This window comes from Pyramidobacter sp. YE332 (genome assembly GCF_033060595.1).
Lineage (GTDB): Bacteria > Synergistota > Synergistia > Synergistales > Dethiosulfovibrionaceae > Pyramidobacter.
The window spans coordinates 225,886-243,161 of sequence record NZ_CP133038.1; the positions used below are offsets into that span (position 1 = coordinate 225,886).

The 17,276-nt window shown below is 63.4% G+C and carries 14 protein-coding genes and 1 pseudogene; 2 read left to right on the top strand and 13 right to left on the bottom strand.

Features of this window, described 5'->3' with window-relative positions:
• Positions 1-382: 382 nt before the first annotated feature.
• Positions 383-1,762, bottom strand: a complete 1,380-nt coding sequence (locus RAH42_RS01095; protein WP_317539772.1) for a radical SAM protein — start codon at positions 1,760-1,762, stop codon at positions 383-385.
• A 953-nt stretch (positions 1,763-2,715) separates the two neighbouring features.
• Here RAH42_RS01095 and RAH42_RS01100 point away from each other — a divergent pair.
• Positions 2,716-5,748: a YadA-like family protein gene (locus RAH42_RS01100; protein ID WP_317539773.1), complete on the top strand. Its 3,033-nt coding sequence runs from the start codon at positions 2,716-2,718 to the stop codon at positions 5,746-5,748.
• A 116-nt stretch (positions 5,749-5,864) separates the two neighbouring features.
• Here RAH42_RS01100 and recA read toward each other — a convergent pair whose 3' ends face one another.
• The 12 genes and pseudogenes from recA to RAH42_RS01160 form a co-directional block, all read right to left on the bottom strand.
• Positions 5,865-7,025 (bottom strand): recombinase RecA, encoded by a 1,161-nt coding sequence (gene recA / locus RAH42_RS01105; RefSeq protein ID WP_078015268.1) that lies wholly within the window; start codon positions 7,023-7,025, stop codon positions 5,865-5,867.
• A 36-nt stretch (positions 7,026-7,061) separates the two neighbouring features.
• Positions 7,062-7,646: an RNA 2',3'-cyclic phosphodiesterase gene (gene thpR, locus RAH42_RS01110; protein WP_078015269.1), complete on the bottom strand. Its 585-nt coding sequence runs from the start codon at positions 7,644-7,646 to the stop codon at positions 7,062-7,064.
• The gene (locus tag RAH42_RS01115; RefSeq protein WP_078015270.1) at positions 7,646-8,143 is read right to left on the bottom strand and encodes a nicotinamide-nucleotide amidohydrolase family protein; all 498 of its coding nucleotides are present in this window, start codon (positions 8,141-8,143) and stop codon (positions 7,646-7,648) included. Before RAH42_RS01115 ends, thpR begins: the two co-directional genes overlap by 1 nt.
• Before the next feature lie 31 nt (positions 8,144-8,174).
• The gene (locus RAH42_RS01120) at positions 8,175-8,672 is read right to left on the bottom strand and encodes a phosphatidylglycerophosphatase A (protein ID WP_078015271.1); all 498 of its coding nucleotides are present in this window, start codon (positions 8,670-8,672) and stop codon (positions 8,175-8,177) included.
• On the bottom strand, positions 8,665-9,969 hold the full coding sequence (gene rimO, locus RAH42_RS01125) for a 30S ribosomal protein S12 methylthiotransferase RimO (RefSeq protein WP_078015272.1): 1,305 nt from the start codon (positions 9,967-9,969) through the stop codon (positions 8,665-8,667). Before rimO ends, RAH42_RS01120 begins: the two co-directional genes overlap by 8 nt.
• A gap of 4 nt (positions 9,970-9,973) precedes the next feature.
• Positions 9,974-10,972 (bottom strand): RodZ domain-containing protein, encoded by a 999-nt coding sequence (locus RAH42_RS01130; protein WP_078015273.1) that lies wholly within the window; start codon positions 10,970-10,972, stop codon positions 9,974-9,976.
• A gap of 55 nt (positions 10,973-11,027) precedes the next feature.
• Positions 11,028-11,711 carry a ribulose-phosphate 3-epimerase gene (gene rpe / locus RAH42_RS01135; protein ID WP_143521671.1) on the bottom strand — a complete coding sequence of 228 codons (684 nt, stop codon included), beginning with the start codon at positions 11,709-11,711 and terminating at the stop codon, positions 11,028-11,030.
• Positions 11,690-12,775 carry a PASTA domain-containing protein gene (locus tag RAH42_RS01140; RefSeq protein WP_078015275.1) on the bottom strand — a complete coding sequence of 362 codons (1,086 nt, stop codon included), beginning with the start codon at positions 12,773-12,775 and terminating at the stop codon, positions 11,690-11,692. Before RAH42_RS01140 ends, rpe begins: the two co-directional genes overlap by 22 nt.
• Positions 12,776-12,800: 25 nt before the next feature.
• On the bottom strand, positions 12,801-14,096 hold the full coding sequence (locus RAH42_RS01145) for an RsmB/NOP family class I SAM-dependent RNA methyltransferase (protein ID WP_078015276.1): 1,296 nt from the start codon (positions 14,094-14,096) through the stop codon (positions 12,801-12,803).
• A gap of 31 nt (positions 14,097-14,127) precedes the next feature.
• A complete protein-coding gene (locus tag RAH42_RS01150; protein WP_143521673.1) occupies positions 14,128-14,829 on the bottom strand; it encodes a DUF6391 domain-containing protein in 702 nt (233 codons plus the stop codon).
• A gap of 78 nt (positions 14,830-14,907) precedes the next feature.
• A complete protein-coding gene (locus RAH42_RS01155; protein WP_078015278.1) occupies positions 14,908-15,603 on the bottom strand; it encodes a zinc metallopeptidase in 696 nt (231 codons plus the stop codon).
• A gap of 93 nt (positions 15,604-15,696) precedes the next feature.
• Positions 15,697-16,829, bottom strand: a pseudogene (locus RAH42_RS01160) (DegT/DnrJ/EryC1/StrS family aminotransferase).
• 226 nt (positions 16,830-17,055) lie between these two features.
• Here RAH42_RS01160 and RAH42_RS01165 point away from each other — a divergent pair.
• Positions 17,056-17,253 carry a hypothetical protein gene (locus tag RAH42_RS01165; RefSeq protein ID WP_078015280.1) on the top strand — a complete coding sequence of 66 codons (198 nt, stop codon included), beginning with the start codon at positions 17,056-17,058 and terminating at the stop codon, positions 17,251-17,253.
• Positions 17,254-17,276: the final 23 nt, after the last annotated feature.

Genomic DNA, 17,276 nt, shown 5'->3' on the forward strand with positions numbered 1-17,276 from the left:
AGTGCGCTTATTATTCAATATTATAGCCTCAAAAAGCATCCGCCGCCAGATGGGATTTTCCTCGCTCAAGTTCAACCGCCTCGACGACATGCTCGCCGCCGTCGGCGTCGAACCCTGCAAACTCTGCACGTACTGCTGGAACAGCAGGGAATGAATGTGCGGTCCGCGCGGCGAAATCCTTTCGCGAAAAAGAGCCCGTCTCTCGACTCGTGCCCCGCGAGACGAGAGACGGGCTCTTATCGTCATACTATTTCTTGATAAAAAGCACTCACATAGTTTGCCGAGCGCTGCGAGGGGGCGGTCGCTCAGAACTTCCCCGACGGCTGCGCAGTCTGCGCGGCTCGCTTTGTGAATCTCCCTCGCAGCGCCTCTGCGTTCGGCATTACGAACCGCTCTCGACGCTGATGGCGACCTTTTCTTTCTCTTCCGCGCGGCGGCGCTGCCATAAATCGTCCGCCACGGGCGCCCAAAGACGGGCGTATTCGTCGCACTTGGCGCACAGGTGTTCCGCCGACTCGGGCGACTGCAGATCCGTGGAGCGCGCTCCCGTCGCCGAGACCATGGCGCGGAGTTTCTGCGGATTTTCCAGCATCGGGCAGGGCAGCAGCATGTTCTCGTTGAACGGCTGCCCCTTGTGGTAGGCCATCAGCAGCGGCGACTGCAGCGCTTCCAGCAGCGTCTTCTCGCGGATGTTGGAGTCGGAATAATGAACGAACACGCACGGGTCGATGTCGCCGTTGGCGTTGATGTGCAGGTAGCGGCGTCCGCCGGCGATGCAGCCGCCCACGTACTCGGCGTCGTTCTGGAAGTCGATCGAGAACAGCGGCTTGGCGCGGCGGTAGCGGCGGATGCGCTCGTAGATCCCCCGGCGCTGCGCGGCCGTTGGCAGCAGCTCCGGCACGGCGTCGTTGCCGACCGGCATGTAATGGAAATACCAGACGAAGAAGGCGCCCATGTCGATCAGGCGGTCGTAAAACGCTTCCGAGGTGACCGATTCGTAGTTGGCGCGCGTGTAACAGGTGGAGATCCCGTAGAACAGCTTCTTGCGGCGCAGAAGATCGACCGCCCGCATCGCCTTTTGGTAGACGCCGCGGCCGCGCCGGCCGTCGGTCGCTTCCTCGCCGCCTTCCAGGGAGATGGCGGGGACGAAATTCTTCACGCGCCGCATCTCGTCGGCGAAAGCCTCGTCGATCAGCGTGGCGTTGGTGAAGCAGAGGAACACGCAGTCCGGGTGCCGCTCGCAGAGGCGGACAAGATCGTCTTTGCGCATCAGCGGTTCGCCGCCCGTGTAGATATACATGTAAACTCCCAGTTCCTTGCCCTGCCGGATGATGCCGTCGATCTCGTCGAGACTCAGGTTCAGCCTGTTGCCGTATTCCGCCGCCCAACAGCCCGTACAGTGGAGGTTGCAGGCCGACGTCGGATCCATCAGGATCGCCCAGGGAACATTGCAGCCGTACTTCCGGCGGCACCGTTCCTGAACGGGCCATCCGCTCAGGTTGGCGTTGACGAAGAAATTCACCGCCAGCGTCTTCAGGACGTCGGCATCCACGTCCGTCAGGAGCCGGCGGACGAGCGGATAATAAGGATCCCGCGGGTTGGTGATCGCCTCCCTGACCGCCTGACGCTGCGGCGCGAACTCTCCGCGGTCGAACCGGTCGGCCCAGTCGATCAGCTTTCTGAGATTCTTCTCGGGTTCCCTGAACACGTACTTGAGAGCCTGTTCGATGCCCAACTTCTTGATCGTCGTCGAAAAATCCATGAAAAACGCCCCTTTCGTTCCTTTTCGAAATGCCGTGAATCTTGCGGGAATGCCGCGGTCCCTCGGCCGGGAACGGCCGCGCGCCGCGCTTTTCGGAAAAGATAAAAGCACCCGTTTCCGCGAAGTGTGACGAACTTCGCCGGTGCGGATGCTCTTGATCATGCAGACAAAGCCGTTTTCTTAAAGAGGCCTCGACCGGCGCCCTCAAACGAGCCCTCGGGCCGACACGCTCTCCCTGCCCGAACGGGAGCGTTTGAGCGTTCCCAAACACGCGGTGTCATTTTCTATAAGATAATTATATCATAAGTGCGTATATCTGTGGCTGAAAAACGGCGAGCCGAATAATAAAAGTATAAAATCGCAGCGAAGGTATCGCATGACGGCAGCTGAACGCTCTAGACTCTGCATTTATTGCTGGAATGGAAGAGAATGAAAAACACGACGGCGGCAGCCCCTTTCCCGCGATGGGAAGGGGGCTGCCGCCATTTTGCCGTACCGACTGGGCGCGGACAAGGGAAACACGCCGGCCGTTTTGCGGGCATGTCCGTTCGGAAAAAACAAAAAGACATGCTTGCATAATGATCGTTTCATCGTGCCGATGGCGGAAAAGCCCGCCCTGAAATAAGAGCTGTACAGTACGGAACGGATTTTGCGCGCGGTTTTGAGCGATAGGTAAGGGAAGATGTAATGAAAACAATTAGATATCTTTACGCGGGGGGGGGGTATGATAAGCTCACATTAATTGTCCAATTACAATTCGAATACATTGGTTGAATTGATCCATTCCATCGCAGTGTGGATGAAATCTTTTATTTATCCCTGCGACGACAGGAACTTCAGGTATTCGAGGCGCGTCGTCGGAAGGAAAACAGACATTCCCGTTTTCCCCCGTCGGGGGACGCCTCTTGGGTGCGGCGTTCTTGATTCGTAAATATTCGAAAGGAGAATATCACATGGAAGAGCAAAGAAGGTTCTATTGGAAACGCGGCGCATCGGTTGCCGGCGCGTCGCTACTGGCGGCTGCGTGCTTGGGGCTGACGACGTTCCCGGGTACGGCCCTCGCTGCCCTGCAGAGCTGGGACGCTCAGATCGGCGGGGTCACGGTGAAGACTGTCGATGAAACCGATAACGTCTTGAACTTCAAGGCGGGCGAGATATCCAACATCGTTTTGACGAACAAGGGAGGCGCCATCGATATCGCCACCAGCCGTAACGTGCAGTTCAACAGAGTCGGCATCGGCACGGGAACGGTCCTCGAAAACGGCGGGGCGATTATCGGCAACGTCAGCATCAATAACCCCGAAGTCAGCTTGGGCACCGTGAACGGCCTGATCAACATCACACTCGACCCCGGCTGGGGCGAGGGCAACAGGCGCTTCCAGGCCGCCACCGAGGGACAGCTCAGAGAGATAGCCAACGCGGACATGTACTTCCACGTCAACCCCGGCGCGGCGGTCGATCCCGTCACCACCAACAAGGGCCCCATGACGGCCACGGCGGGAGCCGGAGGTCAAAATTCTCTGGCGGCGGGCGCCAACGCCACGACAGCCAAAACGGCGGCAAACTCCGTAGCCGTGGGCTACAAGGCGACGGTCAACGGGAGCAACTCCGTCGCCGTAGGAACTAACAACACCACGAGCTTTGGAACGACGACGATCGTCGGCAGCAACTCTTCGGCGACTGGGACTCTCTCCGGCGCCGGCAGCGTCGCCATGATGGGCTATCAGAACATACTGAAGGACGCCTCCCGCGTCGTCATGCTGGGCAGCCAGAACAAATTGACCGGCAACGCGGCGAAGAACGAGGCCAACAAGAGCGTGCTCATCGGCGCGGACAACCAGGTCAACCAGAACGCCGGTAACACGATCCAGTACTTCAAGCATACCACGCTGATCGGCACGGAGAACAAGAACGTCGAAAATCCGGAAAATTCGATCATCCTGGGCAACCGCAATACCGTGAGGGGGACCGGGACCGAAAGTGTCCTGTTCAGAACGCGGTCGACTCTGTCGGACACCATCGTCATCGGCGAGAGCAACTCCGCGATCGACACCCGCGTAGTCGGCGTTATGGGCGGCCTCAACGAAGCCTCAAGCAGCTACTGGTCCTCGGTCAACGGCGTTCAGAACAAACTGATAAACAGCAGCGCGTCGAACATCATCGGCATCAGAAACGTCATATCCATGGACGTCGCGCCGACGACGAACTTCTTCACGGGCGCGCCCAGCAGATACGTGCAGAACAACGTGATCGGCGTCGACAACGGCATTCTGAACGCGTCAGAGCAGAACAGCGTCATCGGCTCCGGGAACACTCTCTCCGGGACCAGCACGCAGAACTTCGTCGCCGGCTTCGGCAACACGCTGGGCGCGGACATTGCCGGCAGCCAGATCCTCTCCAGCGGCGGCACGGTGGCAGCTGGCGTCACCGACGGCGTGCTGATCGGCCGTGGTGGCAGCCTGACGGTGTCGGGCGGCGTGGCCCTCGGCAGCGGCTCCGTAGCCTCTGTCGACAAGGGCGCCGTCGGCTACGATCCGTCGACCGGCGCGGCTTCCACGGATACGTCGGCAACCTGGAAATCCACGGCAGCCGCCGTCTCCATAGGTTCTGCCGCCGGTACGGCGGGAGCGGTCACCCGCCAGATCGTCAACGTCGCCGCCGGTACGGACGACACCGACGCCGTCAACGTCGCGCAACTGAAGAAAGTGGCAACCGGCGCGGCAGCCGGCTCCACCTACACCATCGGCGCCGACCCGGCCGGCGCGGCTGCGGGCATCGTGCTCGACAGCTCGAACAAACGCCTCGACATCGTTCCCGACGGCAGCATCATCACCACCGCCGTGGTCGGACGCACCGTCAAGATCGGCGTGGATATGGATCAACTTTCCGGACAGCTGGATTTCTCTTCCAGATTCACTATCAGCGACAACGCGGCGACACCGGGAACGCATACCGTCGAACTCGGCAAGAACAAAAATCCCGAAATCAAGTTCGTCGGCGCCAACGGCGTCATTACCACCGTCGCGGGCGGCGTCGTCACGATCGGCCTCGATCCCGACGCGGGGCAGGGCGGCAAATGGAACCTTCAGACCAATGGAGGACCATCGATCGTCGTCGCCAAGAACGATACCGTCCAGTTCAAGAACGGCAGCAACATTGAAATCACCCGCGACGAAAGAGACGTGACCGTGCGCGTCGTCGACGCGCCCACCTTCGCCGGCAAAGTCACCGCCAAAGGCTTCGACGCGACCGGCAGCAAGATCGTCAACGTCGCCAAGGGAGACGTCACTCAGACCAGCGCCGACGCGGTCAACGGCTCGCAGCTCTGGGGCGTCTCGTCGAGCGTCTCCAATCACTTCGGCGGCGGCTCCACCGTCAACAACGACGGTTCCGTCTCCGCCCCCACCTACGTCATCCGCGGCGGCACGTACCATAACGTCGGCGACGCCCTCAGCGCCGTAGACACACAGTTCAACAACATCTACAACAACTTTGGCAGCGTCTATAACCAGATGGGCGAACTGAGAAGCGAAATCAAGAGCACCGGAGCGCTCGGATCTGCCCTCGCCGGGTTGAAACCGATGCAGTACGACCCCGTCGAACCCAGCCAGATCATGGCCGGCTTCGGAGCGTACAGAGGCGAGTACGCGCTGGCCCTCGGCTTCGCGCACTATCTGAAAGAAGACTTCATGGTCCACGCCGGAGTGTCCGTCACGCACCACGGCGAGTCGATGGCCAACGCCGGCCTGACGTGGAAGATCGGTCGCAAGGAAGACAAAGACCAGATCCCCGAACGCTACCGCTCCGGCCCGATCAGCAGCGTCTACGTGATGCAGAAGGAGAACGCCGAGCTGCAGGTCCAGGTGGCCTCGCTCAAGCACAAGCTCGCCGAGAGCCAGGCCGACCAGGCGCGCGAGATCGCCGAACTGAAGGCGGATATGGAAGACATGAGACGCCTGCTGCGCGCCTCCGGCAAGCTCAAGTAACGCCGGTTTTCGACGGGACGGAAAACGGCGAAGAAACGCGAAGGGCCCCCGATCGTAGATCGTACGATCGGGGGCCCTTCGCGTTTCTTCGCCGCGCTTTCGGAGAAAACGCCGCGTTACTTTTTGCTCTCCTTCTCCGCTTCGGCCTGCATGGACTCGTCGGAGATGTCCAGATCGATCACTTCTTCGTCGATGTCCACGCCGTGGCCGCTGTCCACGGAATCTTCGTCGTCGCTTTTTTCCGGCGCCGTGTAGAAGCCAAGCCCTTCGGCGGCCTGATCGAGCACCGTCTTGCGGATCTCGGCCAGCATCTCGGGATTTTTGTCGAGGAACTCGGCCAGGCGGTCCTTGCCCTGGGCGAGCGTCTCGCCCTTGTAGGTGAGCCACGAGCCCTTACGCTTGACCACGTTGGCGTCGATGGCCATATCGACGATGGACATGGTGAGGGGGATGCCCTTGCCGTAGATCAGCGAGCAGTGGGCGCTGCGGAACGGCGGCGCCTGCTTGTTCTTGACCACCTTGATGTAGAGTTCGTGGCCGATCACGTCGTCGCCCTTGGAGATCTGCTTGCCGCGGCGCACTTCGATGCGTACCGAAGTGTAGAACTTGAGGGCGCGGCCGCCCGTCGTCGTCTCCGTAGGGCCTTTGGAGTAGCCCGTGGGGATCGTGGCGCGCAGCTGGTTGATGAACACGACGACGCAGTTGCTGCGGGCGATCGAGGCGGTGAGCCGGCGCAGTCCGTAGGACATCAGGCGCGCCTGCAGGCCCACCTGGCTCTCGCCGATCGTGCCGTCGATCTCCGCCTGCGGCGTCAGCGCCGCCACCGAGTCGACGACGACGATATCCACGGCGCCGCTGCGCACGAGCGTCTCGAGGATGAAAAGCGCCTGTTCGCCGCTGTCAGGCTGCGACAGGTAGAGCGATTCGATCTGCACGCCCAGCGCCGCCGCGAGGCGCGGGTCGAGCGCGTGTTCGGCGTCGATGAAGGCCGCTACGCCGCCGGCCTTCTGCGCTTCGGCGATGGCGTGCAGCGCCAGCGTGGTCTTGCCGCTGCCCTCCGGTCCGAAGATCTCGACGATGCGGCCGCGGGGAAGGCCGCCGATGCCGAGCGCCACGTCCAGCGGCAGGATGCCCGTGGGGATCACTTCCACGTTCGCCGTGTTGCGCTCGCCGAGGCGCATGATCGAACCGTCGCCGAACTTGCTGCGGATGTCGTCGAGCGCCTGCTCGAGAATGTCCTCGCGCGTCAGTTTTTTGCCCTTTTTTGTTTCAGCCAAGGGAAACTCCTCCAGTCTCTGTGGTTTTGTCGAAATCTATGCTCCGTCCGCCGCCGTTCCCAAACGGCAGACCGTCAACGGTTCGTAGCGCGGCCCCGCGGACGTCAGGCGGCTGCGCATGAAGATCGCGCGATCGGCCGTCCAACCGCGCCCGGCAAGCTTCCATGGACGCAGAGCGTCCAGCGCCGCCGGGTCGAACCTGCGCGAAGCGTCCATACGGGCCAGCGTCAGATGGGGCGAAAACTTTCTGCCGTCGGGCGGCAGCCCGGCTTCGCGGCAGGCGCCTTCGATCAGAGCGTTCAGCCGTTCGAGCGTTGCCGTGTCGCCGCCCAGCCCGGCCCAAAGCACGCGCGGCGGCCGGCCGAAGGTGCCCGTTTCCCGCAAAGTCAGCGTCGGCGGTGCGGCCCGACGTTCCGACAGCAGATCTTTCACGCACTCGCCAAGAGCCCGTGCCGCGGCTTGCGGAATTTCGCCGCAGAAACGCAGCGTCACGTGCAGACCGGCCTCCGCCGCCCAGCGGACGCCCGAAACTGCGGCGCGATTTGCGGCGATCCAGGCAGCGATCTCTTTTTTCAGCTCGGGCGCGAGCGGCAGGCAAAAGAAGCAGCGCACGCGCTCCATCACTCCGCCTCCGTCAGCGCCTCGATCAGCATCGAGAGGGCGTGAACCGCCGTCTGCGCGCGCACCGCGGCGCGGCCGCCGGCGAAATGGCGCACGTGGGCTTCGACTCCGCCGGGGCCATACAGGCCGAACCACACGGTGCCGATGGGCTTTTCCGCGCTGCCGCCGTCGGGGCCGGCCACTCCGGTCACGGACACGGTCCAGTCGGCGCCGAGCGCTTTCGCCGCGCCCCGCGCCATGAAACGCGCGCACTCGCCGCTCACCGCCCCGGCCGTGCTCAGGATCTCCTCCGGCACGCCCAGCAGCTTCGTTTTCACCGCGTTGGCGTAACTGACGACGCCACCGAGAAAGTACTCGCTGCTGCCCGGCACCGCTGTGATCGCGCCGGCGATCAGGCCGCCCGTGCAGGATTCCGCCGTGCCGACGGTGACGCGCCGCGCCAGCGCCAGTTCTTTGAGTTTCAGCGCCAGCGCCGCGATGTTTTCTTCCTGCGTCATGACGGACCTCCTTCGAAAATCGCCGCGTTTCCTAAAAAGGCCACCAGCCCTCGATGAAAACCTTTCTCAAGCCCCGCAGTACCAGATTGGCCAAAAGGCCGCCGGCCACGTCGTCGAGCATGATTCCCAAACCGCCGGGAGCCTTCTCGCAGGCGTTGACCGGCCACGGCTTGAGGATGTCGAAGAAGCGGAACAGCAGGAAGCTGGGGATGAGAAAATTCACCGCGCCGCCGCCCTGCCCAACCACGGCCGCATGCCCGATCGTGGCGATCAGCTGGCCGACCACCTCGTCGATGATCACTTCGCCGGGGTCGGCTCGGCCGCAGGCCTTTTCATATGCCCCTGCCGCCCAGACGCCTAATGCTGCCAGCGCGGCGATCGCCGCCAGACGGACCGGCTCGGGCAGAAACACCGCCAACACGCAGGCCGCGACGCTTCCCGCCGTGCCCGGCGCTTTCTTGACGATTTTCCCCAACCCGCCGACGGTGGCGATCAGCCCCGCCGGCGTCACCACAGGATCGTTATTCATGGATCGCCACTCCCGACAAATCATATTCCGACGAAGCGGTGATCTTCACCGCGATCACGTCGCCCGGCCGGGCGCGCTCCGCTCCCGTCACCGTGACGACGCCGTCGATCTCGGGCGCGTCGCGGAAGGAGCGGCCGACGCGCTCGCCCGTCTCCTCGTCGACCTCGTCGATCAGCACGTTCAGCTCATGCCCGACGAAATGCGCCTGCCGCGTCAGCGAGACCTGCTGCTGCAGTTCCATCAGTTCGTTGTAGCGCGCCGTCTTCTCCGCCTCGGGGATCTGGTCGGGAAACGCCGCCGCCGGCGTGCCGTCCTCGGGCGAATAGACGAACGCGCCAAGGCGGTCGAAGCCGATCTCCTCGACGAAGTCGAGCAGCTTGTCGAACTGCGCCCGCGTCTCGCCGGGGAATCCCACCATCAGCGTGGTGCGGAAGGCGAAATCGGGATCGATCTCGCGCCCGCGCCGGAACAGCTCGCGGATGTGGCGCTCCACCGGCGGGCGGTTCATGCGCCGCAGCACGCCGTCGTCGACGTGCTGGATGGGGATGTCGAGCCACGGCAAAATCACGGGGCTGGCGGCGACGCGTTCGAGAAAGGCCGTGTCGACCAGAGAGGGATGCAGATAGAACAGACGCAGCCAGACGCCGCGCGGCAGCTCCTTCTCCAGCTCGTCGAGCAGGAACGGCAGCGAGGGACGGCCGAACAGGTCGGCGCCGTAGATGCTCAGCTCCTGGCCGACGAGGCACAGCTCCTTCGCGCCTTCATCGACGAGGCGGCGCGCTTCGCCGACGATCTGCGCTACCGGCACGCTGCGCAGGCGGCCGCGGATGCCGGGGATGGCGCAGTAGGAACAATGGCTGTTGCAGCCTTCGCTGATTTTCAGATAGCGCGTCCAGGGCGTGCCCGACAGATCGGCGCGCAGGCAGCCGGACGCCGCCGCGGCCGGAACGTCGCGCCCCATCTCGCGGAGCAGCGCGCCCCAGTCCTCGGACTTCGCCCAGAAGTCGACCGTCGGGAACTCGGCCTTGAGTTCGTCGCCGTAACGGTTCAGCATGCAGCCGACGACGGCGATCCGGCTGACGACGCCCTCTTTTTTCAGCCGTTCCAGATCGAGGATGACCTGAATGCCCTCTTCCACGGCCGCCTGCAGAAAGCCGCAGGTGTTGACGAGCGCGACGTCGGCTTCCTCGGCGCGGCTGACGAGGCGGAATCCCGCCGCCTCGAGAACGCCGCCGAGGTGTTCGCTGTCGACGGCGTTCTTCGGGCAGCCGAGGCTGACGATGTAGAGGTTCTTCACAGGGTTATCTTCTCACTTTCAGGCTCGAGCCGTCGGGACGGTATTCGAGGCGCTGCACGCCGCCGCCGGGAGAACTGAAATCCGTCCCGTTCGTGGAGACCTGCACGTTCTGTCCGGCGCCGAAACGGACGGACAGCGTCCTGTCCAGCGGGAAGGTCTGTTCAAAACCTTCGCGCACCGTGGTCACAAGCAGGTCTTTGTCTCCCTCTCTGACGCGCAGCCAGCAGTCGCCGCTGGCGCGGATCGTCAGCGCGGCCTTGGCGGCGGCTTCGCCCGTTTTCTCCGGCATGACGGCCGGTTTCTCCGCAGGGACGAGGGGAGGCTCGGCGTCCGGCTCCGCGCCGGCGTTTTCTGCCTGTCGGCGAGCCTGCATTTCGCGTTGCACCGCCGCTTCTTCGGCTTTCCGCATTTCGTCGTGGCGCGCCTGTTCCGCTTCGCGGCTCTTCATCTCGTCATAGGCCTGTTCCCGCTGCAGCTTGGAAACTTCGCCGCGGAGGCGGTCCCAGTTGAACCACAGTCCGCCAAGCGCTCCTACGATGAGCAGAACCAACAGAATCACGCCGTTGCGGCGCGTCGAGCTGTGCCGGAAGCCGCGGGCCGGCAGCCCCATGTTCGCGGCGCCGGCCCGCACCGAGGAAGGCGGCATCATGGAATGCCGTCTCCCCGCGCTTTCTGACCGGTCGGCGGATTCCGACGCGCCCTGGGCCGGCCCGAAAGTGTCGATCGTCAACTGCTGGCGGTATTCGTTCCACAGCTCGGGAGCGCCGAGCAGCGTCGTGCAGGTGCGCACGAAACCGCGGGCGTACACCAGCGCTTTGAAGCGGGCGAAATTCCCCGCCTCGATGTCCTCGAGAAAGTTCTTCCGGATGCAGGTCGCCGCCGAGATGTCGTCGAGCGTCAGATTTTTGCTTTCGCGCAGGCGCTGCAGCTCGGCTCCCAGTTCCTGAAGCGAACGGGGTTCATCCTTCCTGCGCTCGCTCGTAGGGGTGTTCGCGTCTTTCATCGTGGTTCCTCCTTAAAAATACATGAAACACCGCTCGCGCACGCGGGCGCTTCCGCTATTCTCCATCCGCCAACGCACGCATTTTCGCGACGGTCGCCGCCGGGTCGGGCGTGCCGAAAACGGCGCTGCCCATCACGGCCACGTCGACGCCGCAGCGGCGCACCTGCGCGACGTTGGGCGCGCCGACGCCGCCGTCCATCTCGATCAGGAACTTCAGGCCGCGGGCTTCGCGCAGCTGACACAGCGTCACGGCCTTCTCCGTCACCTCGGGGATGAAGGACTGGCCGCCGAAACCGGGATCGACCGACATCAGCAGCACCACGTCGGCGATGTTCAGCACGGGCTTGATCAGTTCCACGGGCGTGGCGGGATTGAGCGCCACGCCGGAACGGACGCCGGCGGCGCGGATCTTCGAAAGGGCTCGGTGCAGGTGGCGGCACGCTTCCTGATGAACGACAAGGTAATCGGGGCGGGATTCGAGGAACATGTCGAGAAAATCCTCGCCGGGCTCGACCATCAGGTGAACGTCGATGACGGCGTCGGGATAGCGGCGGCGCAGCGCCTTGACGATCGCCGGACCGTAGGAGAGGTTGGGGACGAAATGACCGTCCATGACGTCCACGTGCAGCCAGTCGAAATCGCCTTTCAACGCGTCGACGGAGGCGCCGACCGCCAGAGGATCGGCGGAAAGGATCGAGGGCGCGATCAGAAACGGTTTCAATTGTAACGATCCTGCCATACGAAATTGCCTCCCAGATAGATGGTGACGACGGCTTCGCCCACGTAGGGGGCGTTGATCTTGATGTACTCGCCGGCCTTGGCCTTGCGGTTCACGAGCGTGTGCTCGCCTTCTTTGTCGATCAGCTCGATGACCAGCGTCTGATTGCTCACGGGCGGCGCCTGATAACGGATCGAAGCGACTTTTTTCTTCGTTTCGGCAGGCGGCTGCTTCTTGTCGTCCGGCGACGTCTGCGCGGCGCCGTCGCCCTGCCGGTTCTGAACGGCTGCCGTGTCTGGATCGATGCCGGGCTCTACGACGATCACTTTCGCGCCGCCGCCGCTCTTTTCACCGCCGTCCTGCTGCGGCGCCAGTTTGCGGTCCCAGCTGGCGACGCGCAGATGAACGTCGGCGCCGCGGGCCACGCGCTGGCCGGCAGCGGGATTCATGGAGACGACCATGCCCTGCGGCGAGCTGTTGCTGTAAACGTACTCCACGCGGGGACGCAGCGAGCTTTCGCGCGCCAGAGCCTCGGCCGTCTTCTCGTCGCGCTGGACGAGATCGGGAACGATCACCATGCCGGAAGCGGCGGCCGGCCCGAGGCTGATCAGCAGGCCGACTTCGCGGCTCTGGGAAATGGAGACGGGCGCCGCGGGATTTTGGGCGATGACGACGCCGGCGGGACGCTCGTGATTGATCTTCTGCACTTCGCCGAGGACGAAACCCGCCTCTTCGAGACGCGCCACGGCCTGTTTCTCCGTCAGACCGCGCAGATCGGGCAGCGGGAGCTTTTCGGAACCGCGGCTGACTTTGAGGATCGCCACTTTGTCGGCGCGGAGCTTGACGCCCATCTCCGGCCACTGGCCGATGACGGTGCCGCGGGGAAGCGCCGAGTCCTCTTCCTCGACGCGGGCTTTGATGCCCATGCGCTCCAGCGTCTGTACGGCCTCGATGACCGAACTGCCTTTCAGCAGCGGGATCGAACGGGCGGGATTGGAGAAGAAGACTTTATAACTGATAAAGGCCGCGCTGCCGATGATGCACAGCAGCACCACCAACAATGCCGCTCGAAAGGTTCTGCCCATGATGTTTGCCTCCGATAGAAAAAATTTATTTCGAGAACGCGGCGAGATAAAAGCCGTCGGTCCAAGGATTTTCCGGCGTCAGCACGCGGCCTCTCCCGCGATCGATCCCCCCGAAATCCGCGGAAAGGGGGCGTTCGGAGATTTCCGGGAAGGCGCGCAGCGCTTTCTCCACCACTTCTTCATTTTCCGCAGCGAGAAGGCTACACGTGGAATATACCACTTTACCGCCCTTTTTGACCAGCGAAAAAGCGCGGCACAGCAACCGATATTGGAGCTCCGCCAGTTCCGTCAGACTTTCCGGCGAGAGCCGCCATTTGCCTTCGGGGTGGCGGCGCCAGGTGCCGCTGCCGGAACAGGGCGCGTCGACGAGGATCGCGTCGGGGGCGGCCAGCGGCTCCAGCTCGAGGGCGCTTCCCGTCCGCATGACGACGCGGCCGCTCAGTTTCAGGCGTTCCATCTCGCGGACGCCGGCGGCGACGCGGCCTTTGGAGAGATCCCAGCCTTCGACGGCGATGTCGGGGCGGAGCTGGGCGATCTGGCCGGTCTTGACGCCGCGGCCGGCGCACATGTCGAGCAGGCGCGTTCCCTCGAAATCGGCGGCTTCCGTGCCGACGAGGATCGAGGACTCGCTTTGAGGGGTGAACCAGCCTTCTCCGTACCCCGGCAGCGCGCTGGGCAGCGCGGTGTCCGCCAGACGCAGCCCCTCGGGCAGCGGCGATTCCGCCACGATCTGTCCCGCTTCTTCAAGCCGTTGGGGCAGATCCCGCGGCGCACCCGGCGACAGACGCAGCGACAGCGAGCTGCCGCCGGCGTTCTGTTCGACGAGCCGGCGCCCTTCGTCCGCGCCGTAGTCGCGGCGCCAGCGTTCGCCCACCCAGAGCGGCACGCCGCTGAGCAGGCACAGCGAATCCAGACGGCCGTCGTTCCGCAGGCGCGCCAGCTCCGCCGGGCCTTCCTCCAGCACGCGGCGCAGCACGGCGTTCACCACGCGGGCGCCGCGCGGATCGCGCGCCTTCGTCCACTCGATCAGCGACGAGATCAGCACGGCGGGCGCGAACTTTTCCAGCTCCGTCAGCCCGGCCGCGCCCGTCAAGACCGCCGCCCGCACCGGCTTGGAAAACTTTTCCGGACGCGGCAGCAGGAATCTTTCGCGCAGATGTTCCCACAGCGAAAGCCGTCGCACGAGCGCATACGCCAGCGACGCCGCCAACGTGCGGTCCGGCGGCGAAACGCGGTCGCCCAGCGCCCGCAGCGACTCGCTGACGATGCCGCCTTTGCTCACTTGGCGCCAAAGGTACATGGCCGCTTCCACTCCGCGCATGGGCGCCGACGTCCTTTCCGCCGCTGGGGGCTTAATCTTCGACAATTTCGGCCTCGATGACATTTTCCGCCGCTGTGGACACCTCCACGCCGCGTTCGACGCTGCTGAAACGTCCGCCCAGCGCCGTTGCCGTGAGCACGCGGAACGCGGCGCCCTGCACCTGCAGCCCCGTCACGTCGCTGCCGCTCAGCGCGATCCCCTGCGCAAATGGAGCGACGTAAGGGGCGACGAACCACGACAGGACGACAGCCGCGACCACGCTGACCGCGTTCGCGCTCCCCGCGGCCGCCAGCAGAACGACCAGGGACAGGGCCGACAGCCCCATGGCGATGACGCGGAACAGCGGGCTTTCCGGAAGGATCCGCAGCGATTTCTCGCCGTTTTTCAGACGCGCCAGCGCCTGTACCGAAGCCTCGTAGACGGCGTTTTCGTCGTCGATGCCGTCGATGAAAAATCCCGCCGCCGAAGCGCTGCCGGTCAGTCCCGGCCAGCCGTTCCGGCGGAGCACGTTACAGGCTGCGTGGCAGAGCGTCAGATTGGCGCGTACGCGGGCGTCGAACAACATGTCCCAGATCTGCCGCGGCGCTTTCGTCAGCCCGCGCGCCGACGCGCCGGCAAGAAAGATCCCGCCGCAGAACACGATCATCATCAAAAAAAGCGGCATCAGCAGGATCCAGCCTCCGGAAAACAGAAACAGGAACAACAACATCAGCCATAAGGGATTAAATCTCATCGTCATCCTCCCGAAGGCAGACAGTCAAAAAACGGGTGGCCTCCCCTTTCTCGGGACCACCCGATTTTTCGACCATCGTCAGTCGCGGCTGCGCGAGTTGCGAAGCGCCAGGAGACGCACGAGCTGGAGCGCTGCCATCAGTGTGGCCGACACATACGTCATGGCCGCGGCGTTGAGGACTTTGCGCGCGCCGCCGACTTCGTCCCGAGTCATCATGCCGTTCGTGGAAAGCACCTTGAGCGCCCGGTTGGAGGCGTCGAATTCCACGGGCAGCGTGATCAGATGAAACGCCAGCACGCCGACGAACAGCAGGATGCCGATGTTCATCAGCATGTTCGAAGCGCTCAGCAGACCGATGAAGAACAACGGCATGGCCGCGCTCGACGACAGCGACAGCAGCGGCACCACGGCGTTGCGGATCTGCAGCGGCGCGTAGCCCGTGGCGTGCTGCACGGCGTGCCCCACTTCGTGAGCGGCGACGCCGATCGCGGCGATGGACGTGCTGTCGTAAACGGGCTCCGAAAGGGACAGGCTGCGGTCGCGCGGATCGTAGTGGTCGGTCAGCTGTCCGCCCACCTGCCGGATGGGCACGCCCGACAGACCGTAGCTGTCGAGAATCTGCCGCGCCGCTTCGCGGGCCGTCAGGCCGCTGCGCGAATGGACCCGCGAGTAAGTGGCGAAGGCGTTTTTCACGCGCGCCTGCGCCCACATCGCCAACAGGATCGCGGGAAACAGAATGATCATGGTCCAGTCAAGACCCAGCATAGGCATCATTTTCAAAGACCTCCCGTGTTTTAGGTTAGCCCTATTGAATCATGAACAGACGATTTGGTCAATATTGGTAAAAACTACGATTTTACCGCCTGTCTACTTGTAGAATTTCGCGATCGCGTCGGCCACCCGCTGCTGCTCCTCCATGGTCAGCCCGGGGAAAACCGGCAGCGCCAGACACTCTTCGGCGAGCTTTTCGCTCTCGGGATAATCGCCCCGTGTGCCGCCGAGGAATGCGAAGCACTTCTGCAGATGCAGCGGCAGCGGGTAATAAACTCTCGAAGCGATCCCTTCGGCGCCGAGGAAGTCCATCAGCTCGTCGCGCTTTCGGGCGCGGACCACGTACTGATGATAGGTGTGGTAGTTGCCGGGAAGTTCGTAAGGCGCCGTCATGAATTCGCCCAGTTCTCGCTCGGCGAACAGCATCCGGTAGCGGTCGGCGATGCGGCGGCGCTCCTCGAGGCACTCGTCGAGATGGCGCAGGTGCACGCGCAGGATCGCGGCCTGCAGCGCGTCGAGACGGCTGTTGAGCCCCACTTCGTCGTGGAAGTAGGTGGTCCCGGCGCCGTGTACGCGCAGACGGCTCAAACGTTCCGCCCGGGCGTCGTCGTTCGTGGTCACCATGCCGCCGTCGCCGTAAGCGCCGAGGTTCTTGGTGGGGAAAAACGAAAAGGCGCCCAGATCCCCCAGCCGCCGCAGCGGACGATTTTGCCGTCCGCCTTGCGCCACGTGCCAAAAGCCTGGGCGCAGTCTTCGACGATATGGATGCCGCGGCGTTTCAGCTCGGGCGCGATCTTCTCCATCTCCACCATCTGGCCGAACAGGTGCACGGGCATGAAAACCTTCGTGCGCGGCGTGATCTTTTCCAGCACCTTGGCGGGATCGAGGTTGTAGCTTTTCGGGTCGATGTCGGCAAAAACCGGCATAGCGCCGAGGCGCGTGATCGCGCTCACCGTCGCGAAGAACGTGAACGGCGTGGTGATCACCTCGTCGCCGGGCCCCACGTCGAGCGCCATCAGATCGAGCAGCAGCGCGTCGGAACCGGAAGCGCAGCCGACGGCGTGTTTGACTTCGAGATAATTGGCCGCCTCCGTCTCGAAGCTTTTCACTTCGGGGCCGAGCACGAAATATTGGTTCTCCACCACGCCGCGGATCGCTTCGTCGATTTCTTCCTTGATCTGCGCGTAATGCCTCTTCAAATCGAGCGTCGGAAGGGTTCTCTTTTCCATGGATGCATCTCCTCTGAGCTGGGACGGCGGCGTGAAAGGAGGCCGCCTGGATTATTCGTTCAAAAACGGGCCTTATCGATAAAATATTATCCCTCGGCGGCTCCGTTTTCTCTCAGGTCAGTTTATTGTATCACGAGCCGCAGCATCGTGACACAGAGAGTGAAGAAACTGGTACAATACGTAGCAGGAAGTTCTTTCTATAATTCAGACAAAGGAGCCTTTTCCCATGAGATTGATCGTCACGTTTCTTTCCGTCGGCACACTGATCGCTTACGGTTACGCGCTGGCCGGCCTGGGCGGCTATCTGATCGGCAAAGGGCACCTGAGCTACATCGTCTGGGGACTGCTGCTCGGCACGCTCAGCGCCGTCGCCGCGCTCTTCCTGTGGCGCAAACACGCCCGCGAATTCTACGTCGACGACTGATCCGGCGGGCAGGGCATGATTTC